Genomic DNA, 16,124 nt, shown 5'->3' on the forward strand with positions numbered 1-16,124 from the left:
TTGATTTAGCAATTTCAATTACCTGTTCTTCGCTTTCAACCGAACATGGCCCGGCAATCAATGCTAAATGATCACCACCGACCTTTACTCCAGCTACATCCACGATCGTATCATCAGGATGGAAAGCCCGGTTAGCTAATTTATATGGTTCTGAAACTTTCATAACTTTTTCAACACATTCTTCAACTTCGATAGCTCGAGGATCGATTTTAGTTGTATCTCCAACCATCCCGATAATTGTTTGGATTTCTCCTTTTGATACGTGGGGTTCTGCCCCTTTTGTACGAATTAAATCTTCAATTTTTTTAACATTTTCATCACTTGTATGTGGTTTTAATACAATAATCATAATTTTTTCCTCCTAAAACAAAAAACTCGTCCTAATCAAAGGACGAGATAACTTCGTGGTACCACCTTTATTCGCTAATAGGTCACCCTATTAACCTCATCAAGTACGCCAAAAATCTGGTTCATACTCTAACACTATAACGGGTGTTCCCGGAGATGCCTACTAACTTCAACATTCTACTCCTTGCTGTATTCAGCTATTTGTTTGGATATCGTCACACCACACCGATACTCTCTTGGCCTAAACGCCTAGCTTACTATGTCAATTCATCGTATTTATTTTATTAATTATAGGCTTATAATACTAATTTATTTTCTGTTTGTCAATTAATATAAATTATTTTTTAACGCCAGTTATTTCTTCCAATACTTTTCTAACATTATGGGCTGCATCTTCTTGAATCTCAATAATTTTAGCTCCACGACTTTTAGCAATTTCTCTTAAATCAACCGCAATAGCCGTATGATAAGAGCATCCAATTACTAAAAATACATCCCCAGGTTCCAAATCATCAACCATTTTATAGGCCTTTTGATAATTTGGTGCCAGATCTCCATACAATACTGGTTTGTTATATAATGACCAGGCAATATCCATTTCATCATCTTCTGGTAAACCACCATGCATCTCTAATGCATTAGTTCCAGCCTGTTTATGTAATCCATCAATATTCATCGTAATAACTGGTATTTTATATTCAGCTAATGCTATATGAGCATCATTAGGTTTAGCTCCATTCATACTAGCTTTTAATTGCTTTATTACTTCATTATATTCTTCATGATGAGTATTGGCAAAATCTCTAAATAATTTTTCTCTAACATCAGGTCGTTCCATAAATGTAGGAATATTAGACTGTTTTGAAATTCCGGCACCAGTAAATGCTAAAATTTTCATCGCTATCATCCTCCCTTTTTACTCAATATTTGTTGGTATTATTATCGCATTTTTCTAATTCTTATTCAATAATAGCATCTTGAGCTTTATCATCTAATTTCTAATAATACCAATAGGATTTAAATTCTTTAGATGGTAAAAGACAACAAGTTGAAAACTAGATACAAAAACAATACTACAAATCAAACTAATTATGTATAATATTAATACCATTTCTTTTAAAATAATCATCACTATAATCATTATTATTGATATTATATAGACAGCAGATAGTTTCATTAAATAATCTTTATTAATCATCATTTGAAGATTTTTCTTTGATAATCCATTTATATTTAAGATTGCTAATTCATAGTTTTGATTTCGATATATCCAAAATTGAACAAATAAATACTGCAATCCCAGAATAATGATCATTACTACTGCTATTAGTATTATATGTATATTAATTTCATTTATTGCAGCATTAATCACTTCAATATTTTGAAAACTACTATCTACCAATATATCATCTACTTTAACTCCATCTATTGCTTTGAGCATTTGCTCATAATCTTCAAAAAAAATTGTATAACCACAACAGTTATTTTCATCATAATATTTTTGCAGCATACTATAAGGCATCATTATATATCCAGGATCTTCGTTATTTAAATACTCACTGATAACCCCATTTTTCAAATATCCGGCGGTATCAAATTCTAAATCAATATCAATTATTTCGTTATCTGTTTTAATGACAAATCCTTGGGTTTTTATCTGTTTATTTAAATTTAAATAATTCATCTGATCATTTAATAAGCTATTACTGATAAAAACCGTTTTACTTTTATCGACATATTGACTGATTTTTGAATCAATTGTATTTTCTGTAAAATACGGAATCACATCATAAATACTATTATTAATAATAATTTTAATAGCATTGTATGGATATATCTTTTTAACACCATAATTTTGATATAGTTGTTTAATTTTAATATCCAGTTTTTGATCAATTTTTCGATCTTCATTAATAAGAAAAATCTGATTTTCTGATAACTTTGTAACTTCTTCTTTCTGCTTATCCTTACTATTACTTAAAAATAATAGTCCGCCAAAACTACCCATCACTAATAACAACATACTAAATAGACTAATAATGATTAGGTTTCGATTTCTTTGATTATATAATTCAATATATTTAGTCAAACACTTTTTATCAATTGGTTTAATTTTTTGTAAGTTAAGTTGTTTATTGAAAATCGCTGTCTGACTGTCTTTTATTAGATTAATTTTTTGATTGCTTATTTCATAAATAACATCACTATATTTATGAGCCTCTAAACTATGACTTACCATAACAACTGCAATCTTTTTTTCTGTCGAAATTTTTTTAAGCAACAGATAAAGTGATTTTTCATTTTTACGATCTAAAGCGCTAGTTGGTTCATCTAATATCAATAATTCAGGTTCTTTACTTAAAGCACAAGCAATAGCCAATCTCTGTCTTTCACCACCAGAAAGAGTTTCGATCTCCTGATCTAAAATATTTTTTTCAAGATTTACTAGCGATAATAAATCTACAATCGCAGCTTCATTTATCTCTTTCCCCGATAGAGAAGCATATAGCTTTAAATTTTCTCTAGCATTTAGATGTTCAAATAAAACGCTGTCTTGAAAAACATATCCAATATAACTTCTTTTTAACTTTGATAAATCCTCATCACTTAAATCATTCACCAACAAATCATCGATATAATATTGACAGTTATTTCGCTTAAACAGACCAATTAGATACAATAATGATGTCTTTCCACAACCACTTTTTCCATATATCAAAGTTACTTGTCCCTTGTTTAATTTCAAATTAGAATCATCTATCAATACTTTGTCTTGATAACTAATCTTGATATCATTTATTTTTATCATAATATCTTCCAGTTATAACTGATGGGACAAGTATATTCATGATGACACTGATTAAAATCACTAGGGGAATCATTATAAATTCAAACTCTATATATGAAATATGGAATATTTGATAAATATATTTTACAACAAAAATCAAACACAACATCAATATTGCAATTATTATAGTATCAATTAAATAATTCTTTAATTTGATTTTATTAATAGTTTTACTTGACAAACCAGTCATTTTAAAATAATCAATCATATCGGCTTCATCTTCTTTTTTAACATTACTGAAAATAATCGTAATAACCAATAAAACAAGCATCATGATAATACTAAATAAAGTCATAGCATCTTTTTGTTTATTAATAACACTGCTGGCCTGTTTGGCATCAGCATATTCACTATAATAAGCTATTCCAAGTTCTTCTAATTTTGAAACTACGTCTTCAAAATTAGCAATTGAATCTATCTTTAAATAATATGCATTATATCTCCATGGTTCATATTTTATTATTGTCCCCTGATTTTCTTTTTCAAAGCCAGCACTAGGGCGATTTTCTTCAATTAACTTTTCATAAACATCATTAGAAATAAACAAGGTATTATTATAATATTTGGTATTCCAATCAGGATAATTATCAATCACACCATAGATTGGCAATTTTATTTCTACTAGTTCACCGACTGTATCACTACTAGGAATTTTATTTTGATCGCTATCAAGCAAATACGAAGCATTAAAAATATTATAAAGTGGAATATTAATTGTAGTTTTCAATATTGATCCCTTTTCATAAGCATAACCTATTCTATCAGCCAAGGTCGTTGATAAATAGACACCACCTTTAGGATATTTTTCATCAGAATAATAAACACCTACGTCACAAAAATTATTATTTGTATTTGCTCCTTCTCCTGTTTCTGAATCTATTGTATAATCAACAATATTGTTACCATTTTTACTGATTGTATAGTTAATCTTTCTTTCAATATTTCCATTTATATCATTACTTCGATTAGAGGTCATTATCAAATAACCAGCAATTTTATCTATATGATCAATCTTTTTGATAGTTTCTAATTCACTATCAGTAAATGGAAATTCCTGCCTGCCATTATAATAATCTCGTTGTGATTCAATTACTGGTTTATAAATAATTAATTCTGTCGCTGCTAAATCATTGATGATATCTTCTTGCATCTTAGCAGCATAATTATTTGAAAACACTGATGTCAAAGCTATTGAGGACATAATTGATATTATGACATATTTTAAAATATTCTTGATTAAATGATGTTTTCTTGATTGAAGTAAAACTTCTAATAAATGTTGTGGTTGCTTTTTTACTTGATCACTAATTATTGGGGAATTATTGATACTTTTATTAGTCTGATTAATTTTGTCATCTTTTATTTCAACAATCGATTCAGAAACGTTAATCAGTTCTTGATTATGAGTAGAACAAATGACATATTTATTGTTTTTTGTGATAGTTAGAATCATTTTGATTACTGATTCAATACTATTACTATCTAATGAAGCTGTTGGTTCATCTAAAATTACGATATTAGCATTAGATAAATATGCCAAAATCAATGAAAATTTAATTTTTTCACCACCAGATAATTGCATCGGATATAGTTCTAATTTATCAACAATTTCTAATTCAGTAATTAAATTCATTAAATCTTCATTTAACAAATAGTTTTGATCATACATCTTTAAATATTCTTTTAACTTAATATCATTAAAAAATTTAGGACTTTGACTAACATAGTAAATATTTTCTTCTCTATACTTTTCATTTTCTCTTTGATTTAGTTTTCTTATATCTAGATTATCAATGATCATAATTTCACTATTAAAAGTATTAAGTCCAATGATATTTAAAAGTGTTGTTTTCCCGGCGCCTGATTCTCCGGTAATTGATGTTAGAATTCCTTTTTCAATTATCAACGATTGCTTTGAAAATATTTGTTTATTTCCAAATTTAACATTAATATTGATTAATTTAATCATGATATCACTTCCCTTACCTATAATTTAAATGTTACTTGACCTAATATTTTCAATTAATTTAATATTGGAAATATTGATTATCCTTTTAGAAAAGTGAATTCTAACTACTCTATAATTTTATATTATCAAACACATAGTATTTGTCAATACAATATATATCTATTTTAGATATATATTTAATATAGTTTAATAATTAAAAAAATAGAATCTATTATCAAATAGATTCTAAAAATTAATTACAAATTTCTAATATAATATTATCAATAAACTTATCTATCTACTCGAGTTATTTCTTCCCTAATAACATAAGAATTTCTTTCTTCTAAATATCCCATGTATACTTGATAAGTAATGATCAATAACAAACAACAAATAATTATTACAATACTGCATAGTGATTTTTTCACAATATCTCTAGTATTAATTCTTTTTAACAAATAATTTTCATCACATTCTTTTAAATACGCTAAAACGACACTTTTAGGTTCCCCAAAATTTTCAACAATTTCATCATAGCTTGCATCAGTAAAATCTAAACAGTACTCTTCAACATTTGTCATATACTCATTAATGTATGCTCTTTCCTTTTTCGTCCTTAAAGGCATCAATGTTATTAGATTCTTTTTATATAATGTAATATTTTTATTAGCTTTCACCATCTACCACTCCTTGATCATTACTAAAAATCAAACTATCAATTAACTTCTTTTTTACCAGATACTGTTCGATCAAATCATTTAAATATTTTTCACCCTCCTTTTCCAACGAATAATAAACTCTAGTTTTATTATCTACTACAACAGTTCTTGTTTTTACATAACCAGCATCTATCAGCTTACGTAATGAAGGATATAAAGTACTCATTTTGACAGTAAATTCATTGTTTGTTTGTTCTTTTATGAATTTTGTCAACTCATACCCGTACATTTCTTTTTGTTTTAGCAAGTATAAAAAAATCATAATTAAATCATTACCAGAAATCGTTTTTTTCATATAACCACCTTTTAATCACTATTATTTTAACATTATATCGAAAAAAATAATATACTTCACCATTATTAAATATCAAAGATATAATTAATATTATCCAATCCAATACTATCAAAGTAAAAAACTATTAAATAAAAATAATGGACCATTAACAGTATGAATAATCACGACTGTTAAAAGACCATCATAACAAATATTGGTGCTTTTAATACAATGATATTTAATATTCCATTAAATTATTTATAGTAATGAAAACCGATTAAATCAAATTAAATAATTTTTGTAATTCATAAATAATTCTAATTACAATCATAATTGTTAAAACAATTATAATTATTTTTCTTCTTTTTTGCCATCTTCTCTTTCTTTTTTCATAATCTATCAAATTATTATTCTTTCTATAAGTATGAATATTAACAATATCAATTATAAGTGCGATAGTACCCATAATAATAACAGCAAATGCATAAGGAGCATCACTAGCATCATCAATTCTCATAGTAGAAAGAATCAATAAAAATGATAATGACAACACTGTATTTTGTTGATGAAACCATTGATAATCTTTACGTTTAATAATGTGAATAATAAGATAGATTGAAATTAATACGATAGCCAGCCAATTAGGATTTAACATAACGCCATCCTCCCCTAGATATCTGTTTTAAATTAAATAATAAATTTGATGGACTATTTATCTGACTATACTACGATTCATTTATATCAAAAGGATTATATTTTGGCAACGATGAACCGTATTCCTTACAAACTTTTATTTTTTCCACCTCATTCCATGCAACTAAAGAGATACCATCAAATTCAGTAGTTTTATCATTGTTTTTACAAGCAAAGCACCACTCTACAAATGTATAATTATCGCTATGAATAAAACTAGTAATGTCCCACTTAATTAATTTAGAACCATCATGCCATTTTTTAAACCAGCATTTGATTTGATCAAGATTATTATATTCAGGTCCCCAAGATTCACTATAATAAACATTATTATCAAATACTTTTTCAAACTTATTCCATTTATTATCAAACCAAGACAAAAACCATTCTTTAATTATCTTTTGTCGATATACTTTTTTCGCTTGTTTAAATAAAAATGGCTGAATATCTGGATAAGTTAAATTATCTGGTAATTGATCAAATAATTTGATTTTCTCAATTTCACTATGAATTTCTTGTTCTAATTTATCAACGTCCGCTAAAAAAAGCATTCCGAACATTTCGTCACCAGTTTCATTTACTCGGTTTTTACCAGTTACCGAATAGACACATACTGGCATTATCTCAAAATCAAGTGCTCCAGTTTCTTCAAACAGCTCGCGTTTTGCAGTTTCTAAAATTGTTTCCCCATGTTCTCGATGACCACCAGGAATTTCATAAGTATCTCTTTGTCGATGCTTACATAATAACCACTTATCTTGATATCGAGTAACAATAACCGCGAATTTTAATTTATCATCATCAATATTATCATAAAATTTAACTTCCATAATTACCTTTCCCTTTATAAAACCTTCAATTTATTTTGATCAAAATAATAAATATTTTCTTTTTTAAACCCAAATACGGAACCTTTAATACTTATATGTGGCTCAAAGGTAAAAAAAGCCACATCACTTAATTTTTGATTATTGCCCTTTTCAATATAAATCCGATCATCACTTCTTGTAACAATCGAATGGCCTAGATTTCCTAAAAAATCCAAATTAACAAAACCAGATTTTTCAATAATAGTATTCATATGATAATAAAGATCTTCAAACGTTGTAGCAACAGTTACATAATTAAACAATTCCTGATGTAATTTTTCTTCCATCATTAATCCTTGTTGCCATTGTTTATTTTTTATTTTTTCTATTTCGGTAATTACCTGTCCATTTTCAATAATAATAGTTCTAGCATAATCGCCCCAAATATGATTGTTTTGGGGACTTAAATCTATCGTAATTATATCATTTGTTTCAATCAGCTTACTTGCAGTTTGATATCTTTTCCCTGAAATAGAAATACTAGTCTCTTCACCAGAAAAAATAAAAGCACCAATATCCCAATACCAAAATGAATCAGCCCCTAATTCCAACATTTTATCTTCACAAATCTTACGAACTTCAATTAAATTCATTCCTGGTTTGATCATCTTTTTAATATAATCCATTGTTTTTTTGGCAATCATTTGCACTTCTTGATAATTCATCAATATCACCTACTTATATCTATATTTTAACATTAATAGCAAGTAAAAAATATTGTTTATTTATAAAAGCGGTATTTGTTAATATCGTTATTAGCATCATTAACTGCTTTTACGATCATTTTTTGATAATCAGATAAACAAAGTCCAGTATTTTTATCACTGCTAAATTGATTTGGATAAATAATAGAACGACTGGCACAAACTAGCGTGCCTAAGCCAGCTTGATCAAAATAATCGACTAAATCAGCTCCTCTAGCTCCTTGAACTCCATAGCCAGGAACTAAGAAAAATGAATGCTTAAGTATAGTTCTGATTTTTCTAGCATCTTGCTTAAAAGTTCCGGCAACAACGGCTCCAATATTTGAATAACCTGTCTCATTACCAATTAATTCACTGATTAATTTTGCCGTTTTTAAATAAACTGTCTGATTATCATTAGTAACGATATTTTGTAGATCATCAGATGATGGATTAGATGTTTTCGTTAGAATAAATATTCCTTTATCATTATTATTGGCTACTTTAATAAATGGCATTATTCCATCACGTCCTAAATAAGGATTAATTGTCAAAGCATCTCCTGAAAGTAAAGTATTGCCCAAATAAGCTTGAGCATAAGCTTTGCAAGTTGGCCCAATATCACCTCTTTTTCCATCCATAATTACTAATAAATCTTTTTCATGAGCATATTTGATTTTTTTTCCAAACCTTTGATTCCCTCGCTGCCAAAAACCTCATAATAAGCTAATTGTGGTTTAACAGCGATACATTTATCATGAACTAAATCAATAATCATCTGATTAAATTTATAAATTACTTCAATAATACTTTTATCCTGAAAATCTTTTAATATTACTTCAGGAAATAACTCTAAGTTGGGATCCAACCCAACTACTAAAACCGTATTTTTCTGCTTGATTTTTTTAATTAACTTGTCTTGAAATTTCATCTTCATTCCTCCATTTCTTTTACAACCTAATTATATTTATTTATTCTTGTTTACTAATAGGACATATGTCATACTATTTATGGTGATATGATGAACGAAAATTATTATTTACAAAAAATTGAAAATATCGTCAGTGAAAACTTAATGTCTAAATTAACATTATGTCATTTTAAAAAAGATGAATATATCGTAAAACAAGGGCAAGAACTAAAATGTTTATATTTACTAGTAAAAGGACGAGTAAGAGTTTGCAAAACAACGGCTAATGGTAATACTTTACTTTGTAACTTTACTAGTGCTCTTTCAGTCATTGGTGAAGTTGAATTCTTTTTAAATCGAGAAATTAATTGTGATGTTATTTGTAATCAGGATTGTATTTTATATACTATTGATTTATTGAGAGACTTTCAATTAGTAAAAGAAGATCCTTTATTAATGAATTTTTTAGCCACGAGCATGGCGGATAAACTTTACAAAAGTAATTATAATGCTTCACTTTCTAATAATTATCCAGTTATCAACCGTTTAGCTGCCTACTTAATCTCGTGTAATCAAGCTGGGATCATTCAAGAAAATTTTATGACGGTTTCTAAAATGATTGGTTGTAGCTATCGTCAATTACAGCGAGTTTTACAGCAACTTTGCCAAAAACAATATCTTTTAAAACATGAAAATGGTAGTTATCAAATCATTAATGAATCCGCATTAAAACAATTAGGTCAGGAAATATATCAATTATGACTACCAATGATTAAAAATCAAAACAATCATCTAGTCAGCCTTCCAAATTTAAAATTAGGTTATGGTTAATGCAGCAAATTTATTAATGAACTGACACAAACAAAGGAGAACTATATGAAAAAAATTATTTTATATATTGCCATGAGTCTTGACGGTTATATTGCTGATCATAATGGTCAAGTTGACTGGCTACAAGGACAAGATGATCAAGTGACCATGATTGATACGTATTCACCGTTTATCAAAAATATAGATACTATTATTATGGGTTACAAAACCTATCATCAAATTATAACGCAACTGGCACCTGATAACTGGGTCTATCAGCAACAAACAAGTTATGTCATCACTCACAGGCAATTATCATCAACCGATAATATTATTTTTACTTCTAAATCGCCTAGTCAAATAGTTTTCGAATTAAAAAAACAGCCAGGTAAAGATATTTGGATTTATGGTGGCGCTAATATTATCAACCAATTGATGAAAGATAATTTGATTGATGAATATTATATTACGATTATCCCAACGATCTTAGGTTCTGGAATCCGACTTTTTGAGTCTATCTTTAATGAAATTAGATTAAAACTAATTCATCAGCAAACTTATAACGGAATAATAGAGTTAATTTATACGCGATGTTAAATCTTAATCATGATATTTATCATCAACAATGATCTTATCATTTTTAAAAATATCTCTTTTATTAATATTACTTAAAAGTAAACGAAATACGATGAATTCACAACTATCGTTTGTATTATTTTTAAAAGTATGAATTGAATTTTTAACCGCTACTATTTGCTTTTCTTTAATTTCTTGACAATGTTTATGGTTTGCATCAAACCATAAACATTGCATTTTTCCTTTAATTACTACAATTACTTCTTCAATTTGTCGATGAAAGTGCCATGGTTGAATTGTATGCGGCGGTAAAACATTTAAATGAATTTCATATTCATCAAATAAATAATAATTGACTGCTGTTAGATCTTCTTTGACAACATTAATTGCATCATTGAGATTATATATTTTTAATTCATTCATTTTTGGCTCCTATAATTAATTTATATTATCTAAAATATTAGATAATTTGATTATAATAGAGAACCTAACGTCATTGTCAAACAAAAAAAAGAGCTGACGCTCTTTTAAAATTAGAGAATTCGATAACCTTTGATCAAATCAGCATATTTTTGTGTTAATTCTTTAGTATAAATTTTATCTTCTGTTGAGTTCCGCACTTCATGCCATAAAATGGCGGCAACTTTAATTTTATTTTTATAACATGAATTATTTGCATCCTGGCAAAAATCCTTTAAAAACTTATTCCATTGACATAATGAATTGTCATATTTAGCATATTCTTTTTTACCATAATAAACATCTAACATATCCTGAATCGTAAAACTAGTATCATGTTTCTTTTTTACCATTCTCCAAGTAGCCGCCATATCTGCATTAAATTTGAATTTATCAATTTTAGTAAGTTGAGAAAATAATTTGCGAAACTTTTGATTAAAAGAAAAACCACATTCTAACAACCCGGTATCTAAATTAATAGTAACATCATCAACACTTTTTATCTTGCAGCGATTTTCATTGACTATCTGACCTTGATAATATTGAGCAATATTATCGTTTAATTCTTGTTTTGTTCCATCACTTTCAATACCTAATCTTTTACAAATTTGTTTTAATTCCGTCTTATACCAATAATATTTAGAAAACTCCTGATAATCTTTAATCTTTTCAAATAATGGTCTTTCCATAATAATCTCCCTTTACAAAATATTTTCTCTTTAATTTACCATTAAAAACAATAACTTTCTATAACTATATTGTAATTTAAAACCATCTGACTTATTAACTTAATTGCAATCTATTTATAGAAAGCGTTTAAAAACACTAAATTTTATTAATAATTTGAAGTACTTTAACAGCCGCTTTAGCAAACCCATTTAAATCATAACTGTCACTAACATAATCAGCCAACTGTTTAATTTTCTTTTCTGCATTTTTAACCGCAATCTTATAATTTACAGTCTGCAACATTTCAAGATCATTATAATTATCACCAATTGCGAAAGTATTTTTAATCTCGATATCATAATACTGACTAAGAAAAATTACTCCATTTCCTTTAGTGGCCTCATTACTGGTGATTTCTAAATTAATATCACTTGAAGCAGTCATTTTTAAATTACCAGTAAAGTTGCTTTTAAGCTGATTTAAAAACTTTTGATCATGACTAATAACTTCAATTTTAAATAAATCGTGATTATAAGTGATAAATTGTCTTTTAAGTTGTGGATCTAATCGGTGGTGACTATAAATAATATTATAATAAATTTGCATTCCCATTAAAATAGTATCAATTTCATTACTCTTTATTTGTGCTAGTGAATATAGATTTTTAATTAAATTAGTGACTTGATGGTAGTAAGTATTATTTTGATCATAGAGCAGATAAAAACAATCTTGCTTATTACAAATATCAAAAAATCTTTTTAAATCAATATTATTTAAAACATTATTTTTAAGTAACTGTTCATTTTCATTATAAATTTGGGCTCCATTTAAAGCAATGACTGGCAATTTCAACTGATATTTATCAAGAATATTTTTCTTAATATCTTGATACGAACGTCCTGATGCTAAAACCACAATCATATTATTGGTTTGCAGCTTTTTAATTGCCTGAAAATTTTCTAAACTGATCTGATGACTATCATTTAATAGCGTTTTATCGAGATCAGTAAAGAATAAATACTTATTTTTCATAATCTTCTAATTGTAAAGCCTTAGACAAATATTGATTGAAAGTATCACTGTTTAAATGCACAGTACCCCAAGCCAGTACTTCAGGAAGCGGGAATTTTTGATAAATGTATTGGCGCTGTTTTTTTAAGTTATCAACAAATTCATCAAAACCCTGATCAATCTTATTTCTTTTTTCATGAGGATAATGAATTCCGGTTGCTTTTCGTTCAACGTTTATTTTTATTCCGGCTAAAAATATTCTTAAACCTAATTCTGAATCTTCACCGCCCCATTCATGAAAATGCTCATCAAATAATCCTACTCTAAATAGCTGGTCTTTTTTAATCGCAGTTAATCCACCAGAAAAATAAACCCATGGTGCTAACCATTTGGTCAAATCATCGCCTAAAGCCTGATAACCTGTCTCCCGTCGATCCAAATAGCCATTTGTTTGCATTTTTACAATTGAATCATCGATATGATCAAAATCAATTAATTCCTTTATTTTATCACTATCATCATTATCATTAGAAAATCCAAAAACATAGCCCAAAATTGCTTCATCACTCTTAATTACTCGATCATAGAAAGACTGTAAAGTATTAGTTCCAATTAGAATCCCCGTATCAATAAATACACAAATTTCCCCTTTAGCATTTTTGATTCCCATATTTCTAGCCATTCCCGCTCGAAAACCCTGGTCTGATTGATAAAAGTATCGTAGATGACAGTGCTGTTCATATTTTTTTATCAAACTAAAATTATCAACAGCTGAACCATCATCACAAACCAATATTTCATAATTATCGATTTTAAAATTTGATTTTAAAATCGATTTAATTGTTTCTTCCAATAAAAACTTATCATTATATGTCGGAATAATGATACTTAATTTATATTCATCCATTTTTATCTCCTTTTTAATTATTTGACAATATAATCAAAATAAGATAATCTGTTATCGAACTTTAGATTATATTGATTTTAAAATTACAATTCCTGTTGTTGTGTTATGTTGTGTGTTATTTAATCAATAAAAATAATCATATAATTTAAAGTTCTTTTTCTAACCAGTTAACTTTTTTATTAATAACATAATGATCAACTAACCATAACATTCCATCAAATATTATCAATAAACTATAAGCGTTATTTAAAGGCATAAAATTGCATAGAAGCAATGCTATCGTTAGTCCAGTAATTCTGCCTAAAGCAATAAAAAATTCACAAGAAACAATATAATCTTCCTGGTTAAAACCGGCTTTGGCTCGTGATGCCAATTGATATTTCATTGATTGGAATAAAGTCTGATTCCAGCAATAAACAATTCCCAAGCCTAAATACACCAATAACAAAGTACCTGGTGTTTTAAAAACTCCTAACAACAGCATAATTACAAAATAAATGATTGATGCAATTAAATGATATTTCTTTTGATTATAACGATTAAAGCGACTGGCAATAAACACTGAACTAAAAATCCCAATCACTGCCATCATTGAATTGTATTGACCAATAATTTGCTCATTTGCAATAATTGAATAAGCAAAGACAGTAAATATCTGATTAAAGATTGCTTCTCTAACTCCATTACTAAGATAGTAATATTTATTGCTGTCCCAATAGACATTTCCTTTTAATTTCAAAACCTTTAAAACATTCATTTTAGCATCAAGATTAATATTAGCTATTTGACTAGATATAATCATACCTAACCCAAACAAAATCACAGCTATTAAAAATAATAAATAATAGCCGGTTAATTGAGTAAAACGAACAATAATATAACCAGAAACTGTTGGTGTAATCACCCCAAACAAATAACTGAAGGACTGTTGCCAAGAGAAAAAACGTCCTTGTTCCTTTTCTTTAACTAACTGTCCTACTAATAAATTAAATGAAAAGTAATAAAAACCCTGTCCCATTCCATTAAATAAACCTAACGGGATTAAAAATAAACTTGTTTTTTCTTGTAATAATAAAATACATAAATAATAAAGTAGCGTTGCAACAATTCCTAATTTCAAAATAAAATTAAGAGAAATCTTGATAATTAGTTTTGTTGCCAGCATAAAAGCTAATAGCAATGTTGCATAATTAATAATATTTTGAATAATAATTATTCCAATATTATTAGTTACCCGCACTAAATAGACATTAATAAAAGTAGTTGCAAGATTGGTCCCCGCTAAATACAGCATCCCAATCACTAATAGAAATAGGCTATTTTTCGATAACAATTGTTTTAAATTATTCATTTTTAAACTTATCTATCGCTATTTTCAACAATTCAACAACTTCTTGATCACTCAGACTAATACTATCAACTAGAATATAAGAAGCAATTCCGTGACTATAAAAACGAACATCTCGAAACACCTGATTAGCTTTAGCTTCGGTTATTTGATACTGTTTAACCATCTTTTGGATAATATTTTGATTATATGTTGAAGTGATGACTTGTGATAGCGATCTGGTACCACCGACATCAGAAACATAAACAGCTTTAAATAAGTTTTTTTCCTTTCTGGCAAATTCAATATAAGCATAGCTAACCCGAAATAATTCATCATCATCACTATATCGCTCCGTAAACTCCCGGTAATACTGATAGATTTTTTCAATCAAGTCCTCTTTTAATTCATTCATATTTTGATAGATACGAAAAAGTGGCTGAGTTGAACAATTCAACTGCTTAGCAATACTTCTGGCATTTACCTCTGTTATCCCCTTCCTTCTAGCAATTAAAAAAGAAGCATTTAAAATATCTTCTTTTGATGTTTTTGATTTTGGTGGCATATTAATCTCCTTTCTATAAAATAACATATGTTACGCAACACTTGTTATTTTATAAAATTAACTATCAATTGTCAATACAGCGTTTTAATTTTAGAGTTACAAATGATTCTTATTATGCAATTTGATAAAAACTAAATCTGCTATCTATTCTAGTCAGCTTTTATTCTATTGACCTGCTAGAATCGATATATTTACAATTTTATTATCATCAACTTATTGATAATATCAGTTTTGTTTCCTATAAATATTTTTATTCAAAGTGATTTAAAGGTAATAAATAGCTTTTTATTATCTAGTATAGTAAAATAAAATTATCAAAAATCGGAGGGGAAGGATTTGATATTATGGCGCTTACAACAACTTTAATTAAAATGTATCTGACCAATGTCATTAAGTTAAGATTTTAATGACAATCGATGGTTATATTGCAAATATGCCCTCTCTTTTTTATAAAATTTTTATCATTTTTAAAAGAAAAATATTGACATTGCAACGATAGTGTGCGGCC

General features: G+C 27.5%; 18 protein-coding genes, 1 pseudogene and 1 other annotated feature. Of the genes and pseudogenes, 2 read left to right on the forward strand and 17 right to left on the reverse strand.

The genetic code is table 11. The features are described from left to right. From Q0K54_RS08065 to Q0K54_RS08115, 11 genes and pseudogenes are all read right to left on the reverse strand, one after another. Nucleotides 1-349 (reverse strand): annotated as a pseudogene (locus Q0K54_RS08065) (3-deoxy-7-phosphoheptulonate synthase); the annotation flags it as partial. Between the two features lie 35 nt (nucleotides 350-384). Further along, nucleotides 385-628 (reverse strand) — a binding site (T-box leader). A gap of 57 nt (nucleotides 629-685) precedes the next feature. Then, nucleotides 686-1,246, reverse strand: a complete 561-nt coding sequence (locus Q0K54_RS08070) for a Sir2 family NAD-dependent protein deacetylase (protein WP_294580023.1) — start codon at nucleotides 1,244-1,246, stop codon at nucleotides 686-688. A 93-nt stretch (nucleotides 1,247-1,339) separates the two neighbouring features. After that, nucleotides 1,340-3,157, reverse strand: coding sequence for an ABC transporter ATP-binding protein (locus Q0K54_RS08075; protein ID WP_294580024.1), 1,818 nt, complete (start codon nucleotides 3,155-3,157; stop codon nucleotides 1,340-1,342). Beyond that, nucleotides 3,141-5,165 (reverse strand): ATP-binding cassette domain-containing protein, encoded by a 2,025-nt coding sequence (locus Q0K54_RS08080; RefSeq protein ID WP_294580026.1) that lies wholly within the window; start codon nucleotides 5,163-5,165, stop codon nucleotides 3,141-3,143. Before Q0K54_RS08080 ends, Q0K54_RS08075 begins: the two co-directional genes overlap by 17 nt. A 269-nt stretch (nucleotides 5,166-5,434) precedes the next feature. Then, on the reverse strand, nucleotides 5,435-5,824 hold the full coding sequence (locus tag Q0K54_RS08085) for a DUF6120 family protein (protein ID WP_294580028.1): 390 nt from the start codon (nucleotides 5,822-5,824) through the stop codon (nucleotides 5,435-5,437). Next, nucleotides 5,811-6,158 carry a PadR family transcriptional regulator gene (locus tag Q0K54_RS08090; protein ID WP_294580030.1) on the reverse strand — a complete coding sequence of 116 codons (348 nt, stop codon included), beginning with the start codon at nucleotides 6,156-6,158 and terminating at the stop codon, nucleotides 5,811-5,813. Before Q0K54_RS08090 ends, Q0K54_RS08085 begins: the two co-directional genes overlap by 14 nt. Nucleotides 6,159-6,414: 256 nt before the next feature. Beyond that, nucleotides 6,415-6,792: a hypothetical protein gene (locus Q0K54_RS08095; protein WP_294580032.1), complete on the reverse strand. Its 378-nt coding sequence runs from the start codon at nucleotides 6,790-6,792 to the stop codon at nucleotides 6,415-6,417. Nucleotides 6,793-6,862: 70 nt separating this feature from the next. Beyond that, on the reverse strand, nucleotides 6,863-7,660 hold the full coding sequence (locus Q0K54_RS08100; protein ID WP_294580035.1) for an NUDIX domain-containing protein: 798 nt from the start codon (nucleotides 7,658-7,660) through the stop codon (nucleotides 6,863-6,865). A gap of 14 nt (nucleotides 7,661-7,674) precedes the next feature. Then, nucleotides 7,675-8,364 carry a M24 family metallopeptidase gene (locus tag Q0K54_RS08105; protein ID WP_294580037.1) on the reverse strand — a complete coding sequence of 230 codons (690 nt, stop codon included), beginning with the start codon at nucleotides 8,362-8,364 and terminating at the stop codon, nucleotides 7,675-7,677. Nucleotides 8,365-8,420: 56 nt separating this feature from the next. Then, entirely contained in the window at nucleotides 8,421-9,059 is a 639-nt protein-coding gene (gene pyrF / locus Q0K54_RS08110; RefSeq protein WP_294580051.1) for an orotidine-5'-phosphate decarboxylase, read from the reverse strand. Further along, the gene (locus Q0K54_RS08115) at nucleotides 9,029-9,313 is read right to left on the reverse strand and encodes a hypothetical protein (protein WP_294580039.1); all 285 of its coding nucleotides are present in this window, start codon (nucleotides 9,311-9,313) and stop codon (nucleotides 9,029-9,031) included. Before Q0K54_RS08115 ends, pyrF begins: the two co-directional genes overlap by 31 nt. A gap of 90 nt (nucleotides 9,314-9,403) precedes the next feature. Between Q0K54_RS08115 and Q0K54_RS08120 the strand changes: the two genes are divergently transcribed. Beyond that, nucleotides 9,404-10,054, forward strand: a complete 651-nt coding sequence (locus Q0K54_RS08120) for a cyclic nucleotide-binding domain-containing protein (protein WP_294580040.1) — start codon at nucleotides 9,404-9,406, stop codon at nucleotides 10,052-10,054. Nucleotides 10,055-10,168: 114 nt separating this feature from the next. Further along, nucleotides 10,169-10,699, forward strand: coding sequence for a dihydrofolate reductase family protein (locus Q0K54_RS08125; RefSeq protein ID WP_294580042.1), 531 nt, complete (start codon nucleotides 10,169-10,171; stop codon nucleotides 10,697-10,699). A gap of 3 nt (nucleotides 10,700-10,702) precedes the next feature. Here Q0K54_RS08125 and Q0K54_RS08130 read toward each other — a convergent pair whose 3' ends face one another. The 6 genes from Q0K54_RS08130 to Q0K54_RS08155 form a co-directional block, all read right to left on the reverse strand. Continuing rightward, on the reverse strand, nucleotides 10,703-11,101 hold the full coding sequence (locus Q0K54_RS08130) for a cupin domain-containing protein (RefSeq protein WP_294580044.1): 399 nt from the start codon (nucleotides 11,099-11,101) through the stop codon (nucleotides 10,703-10,705). Nucleotides 11,102-11,211: 110 nt separating this feature from the next. Then, nucleotides 11,212-11,832 (reverse strand): SAP domain-containing protein, encoded by a 621-nt coding sequence (locus Q0K54_RS08135; RefSeq protein WP_294580053.1) that lies wholly within the window; start codon nucleotides 11,830-11,832, stop codon nucleotides 11,212-11,214. A 130-nt stretch (nucleotides 11,833-11,962) separates the two neighbouring features. Next, nucleotides 11,963-12,838 (reverse strand): HAD family hydrolase, encoded by an 876-nt coding sequence (locus tag Q0K54_RS08140; protein ID WP_294580045.1) that lies wholly within the window; start codon nucleotides 12,836-12,838, stop codon nucleotides 11,963-11,965. After that, nucleotides 12,828-13,724, reverse strand: coding sequence for a glycosyltransferase (locus Q0K54_RS08145; protein WP_294580046.1), 897 nt, complete (start codon nucleotides 13,722-13,724; stop codon nucleotides 12,828-12,830). The genes Q0K54_RS08140 and Q0K54_RS08145 overlap by 11 nt, the downstream gene beginning before the upstream one ends. Before the next feature lie 145 nt (nucleotides 13,725-13,869). Next, the gene (locus Q0K54_RS08150; RefSeq protein WP_294580048.1) at nucleotides 13,870-15,075 is read right to left on the reverse strand and encodes an MFS transporter; all 1,206 of its coding nucleotides are present in this window, start codon (nucleotides 15,073-15,075) and stop codon (nucleotides 13,870-13,872) included. Continuing rightward, nucleotides 15,068-15,616 carry a TetR/AcrR family transcriptional regulator gene (locus Q0K54_RS08155; protein WP_294580050.1) on the reverse strand — a complete coding sequence of 183 codons (549 nt, stop codon included), beginning with the start codon at nucleotides 15,614-15,616 and terminating at the stop codon, nucleotides 15,068-15,070. The genes Q0K54_RS08150 and Q0K54_RS08155 overlap by 8 nt, the downstream gene beginning before the upstream one ends. Between the last annotated feature and the right edge of the window lie 508 nt (nucleotides 15,617-16,124).

This window comes from uncultured Thomasclavelia sp., from assembly GCF_944324745.1.
In the GTDB taxonomy this organism is placed as follows: domain Bacteria; phylum Bacillota_I; class Bacilli_A; order Erysipelotrichales; family Coprobacillaceae; genus Thomasclavelia.

Coding starts and splice junctions, on each gene's coding strand:
- Q0K54_RS08070 (WP_294580023.1), bottom strand. CDS start 1,246: ATGAAAATTTTAGCATTTACTGGTGCCGGAATTTCAAAACAGTCTAAT.
- Q0K54_RS08075 (WP_294580024.1), bottom strand. CDS start 3,157: ATGATAAAAATAAATGATATCAAGATTAGTTATCAAGACAAAGTATTG.
- Q0K54_RS08080 (WP_294580026.1), bottom strand. CDS start 5,165: ATGATTAAATTAATCAATATTAATGTTAAATTTGGAAATAAACAAATA.
- Q0K54_RS08085 (WP_294580028.1), bottom strand. CDS start 5,824: ATGGTGAAAGCTAATAAAAATATTACATTATATAAAAAGAATCTAATA.
- Q0K54_RS08090 (WP_294580030.1), bottom strand. CDS start 6,158: ATGAAAAAAACGATTTCTGGTAATGATTTAATTATGATTTTTTTATAC.
- Q0K54_RS08095 (WP_294580032.1), bottom strand. CDS start 6,792: ATGTTAAATCCTAATTGGCTGGCTATCGTATTAATTTCAATCTATCTT.
- Q0K54_RS08100 (WP_294580035.1), bottom strand. CDS start 7,660: ATGGAAGTTAAATTTTATGATAATATTGATGATGATAAATTAAAATTC.
- Q0K54_RS08105 (WP_294580037.1), bottom strand. CDS start 8,364: ATGAATTATCAAGAAGTGCAAATGATTGCCAAAAAAACAATGGATTAT.
- Q0K54_RS08115 (WP_294580039.1), bottom strand. CDS start 9,313: ATGAAATTTCAAGACAAGTTAATTAAAAAAATCAAGCAGAAAAATACG.
- Q0K54_RS08120 (WP_294580040.1), top strand. CDS start 9,404: ATGAACGAAAATTATTATTTACAAAAAATTGAAAATATCGTCAGTGAA.
- Q0K54_RS08125 (WP_294580042.1), top strand. CDS start 10,169: ATGAAAAAAATTATTTTATATATTGCCATGAGTCTTGACGGTTATATT.
- Q0K54_RS08130 (WP_294580044.1), bottom strand. CDS start 11,101: ATGAATGAATTAAAAATATATAATCTCAATGATGCAATTAATGTTGTC.
- Q0K54_RS08140 (WP_294580045.1), bottom strand. CDS start 12,838: ATGAAAAATAAGTATTTATTCTTTACTGATCTCGATAAAACGCTATTA.
- Q0K54_RS08145 (WP_294580046.1), bottom strand. CDS start 13,724: ATGGATGAATATAAATTAAGTATCATTATTCCGACATATAATGATAAG.
- Q0K54_RS08150 (WP_294580048.1), bottom strand. CDS start 15,075: ATGAATAATTTAAAACAATTGTTATCGAAAAATAGCCTATTTCTATTA.
- Q0K54_RS08155 (WP_294580050.1), bottom strand. CDS start 15,616: ATGCCACCAAAATCAAAAACATCAAAAGAAGATATTTTAAATGCTTCT.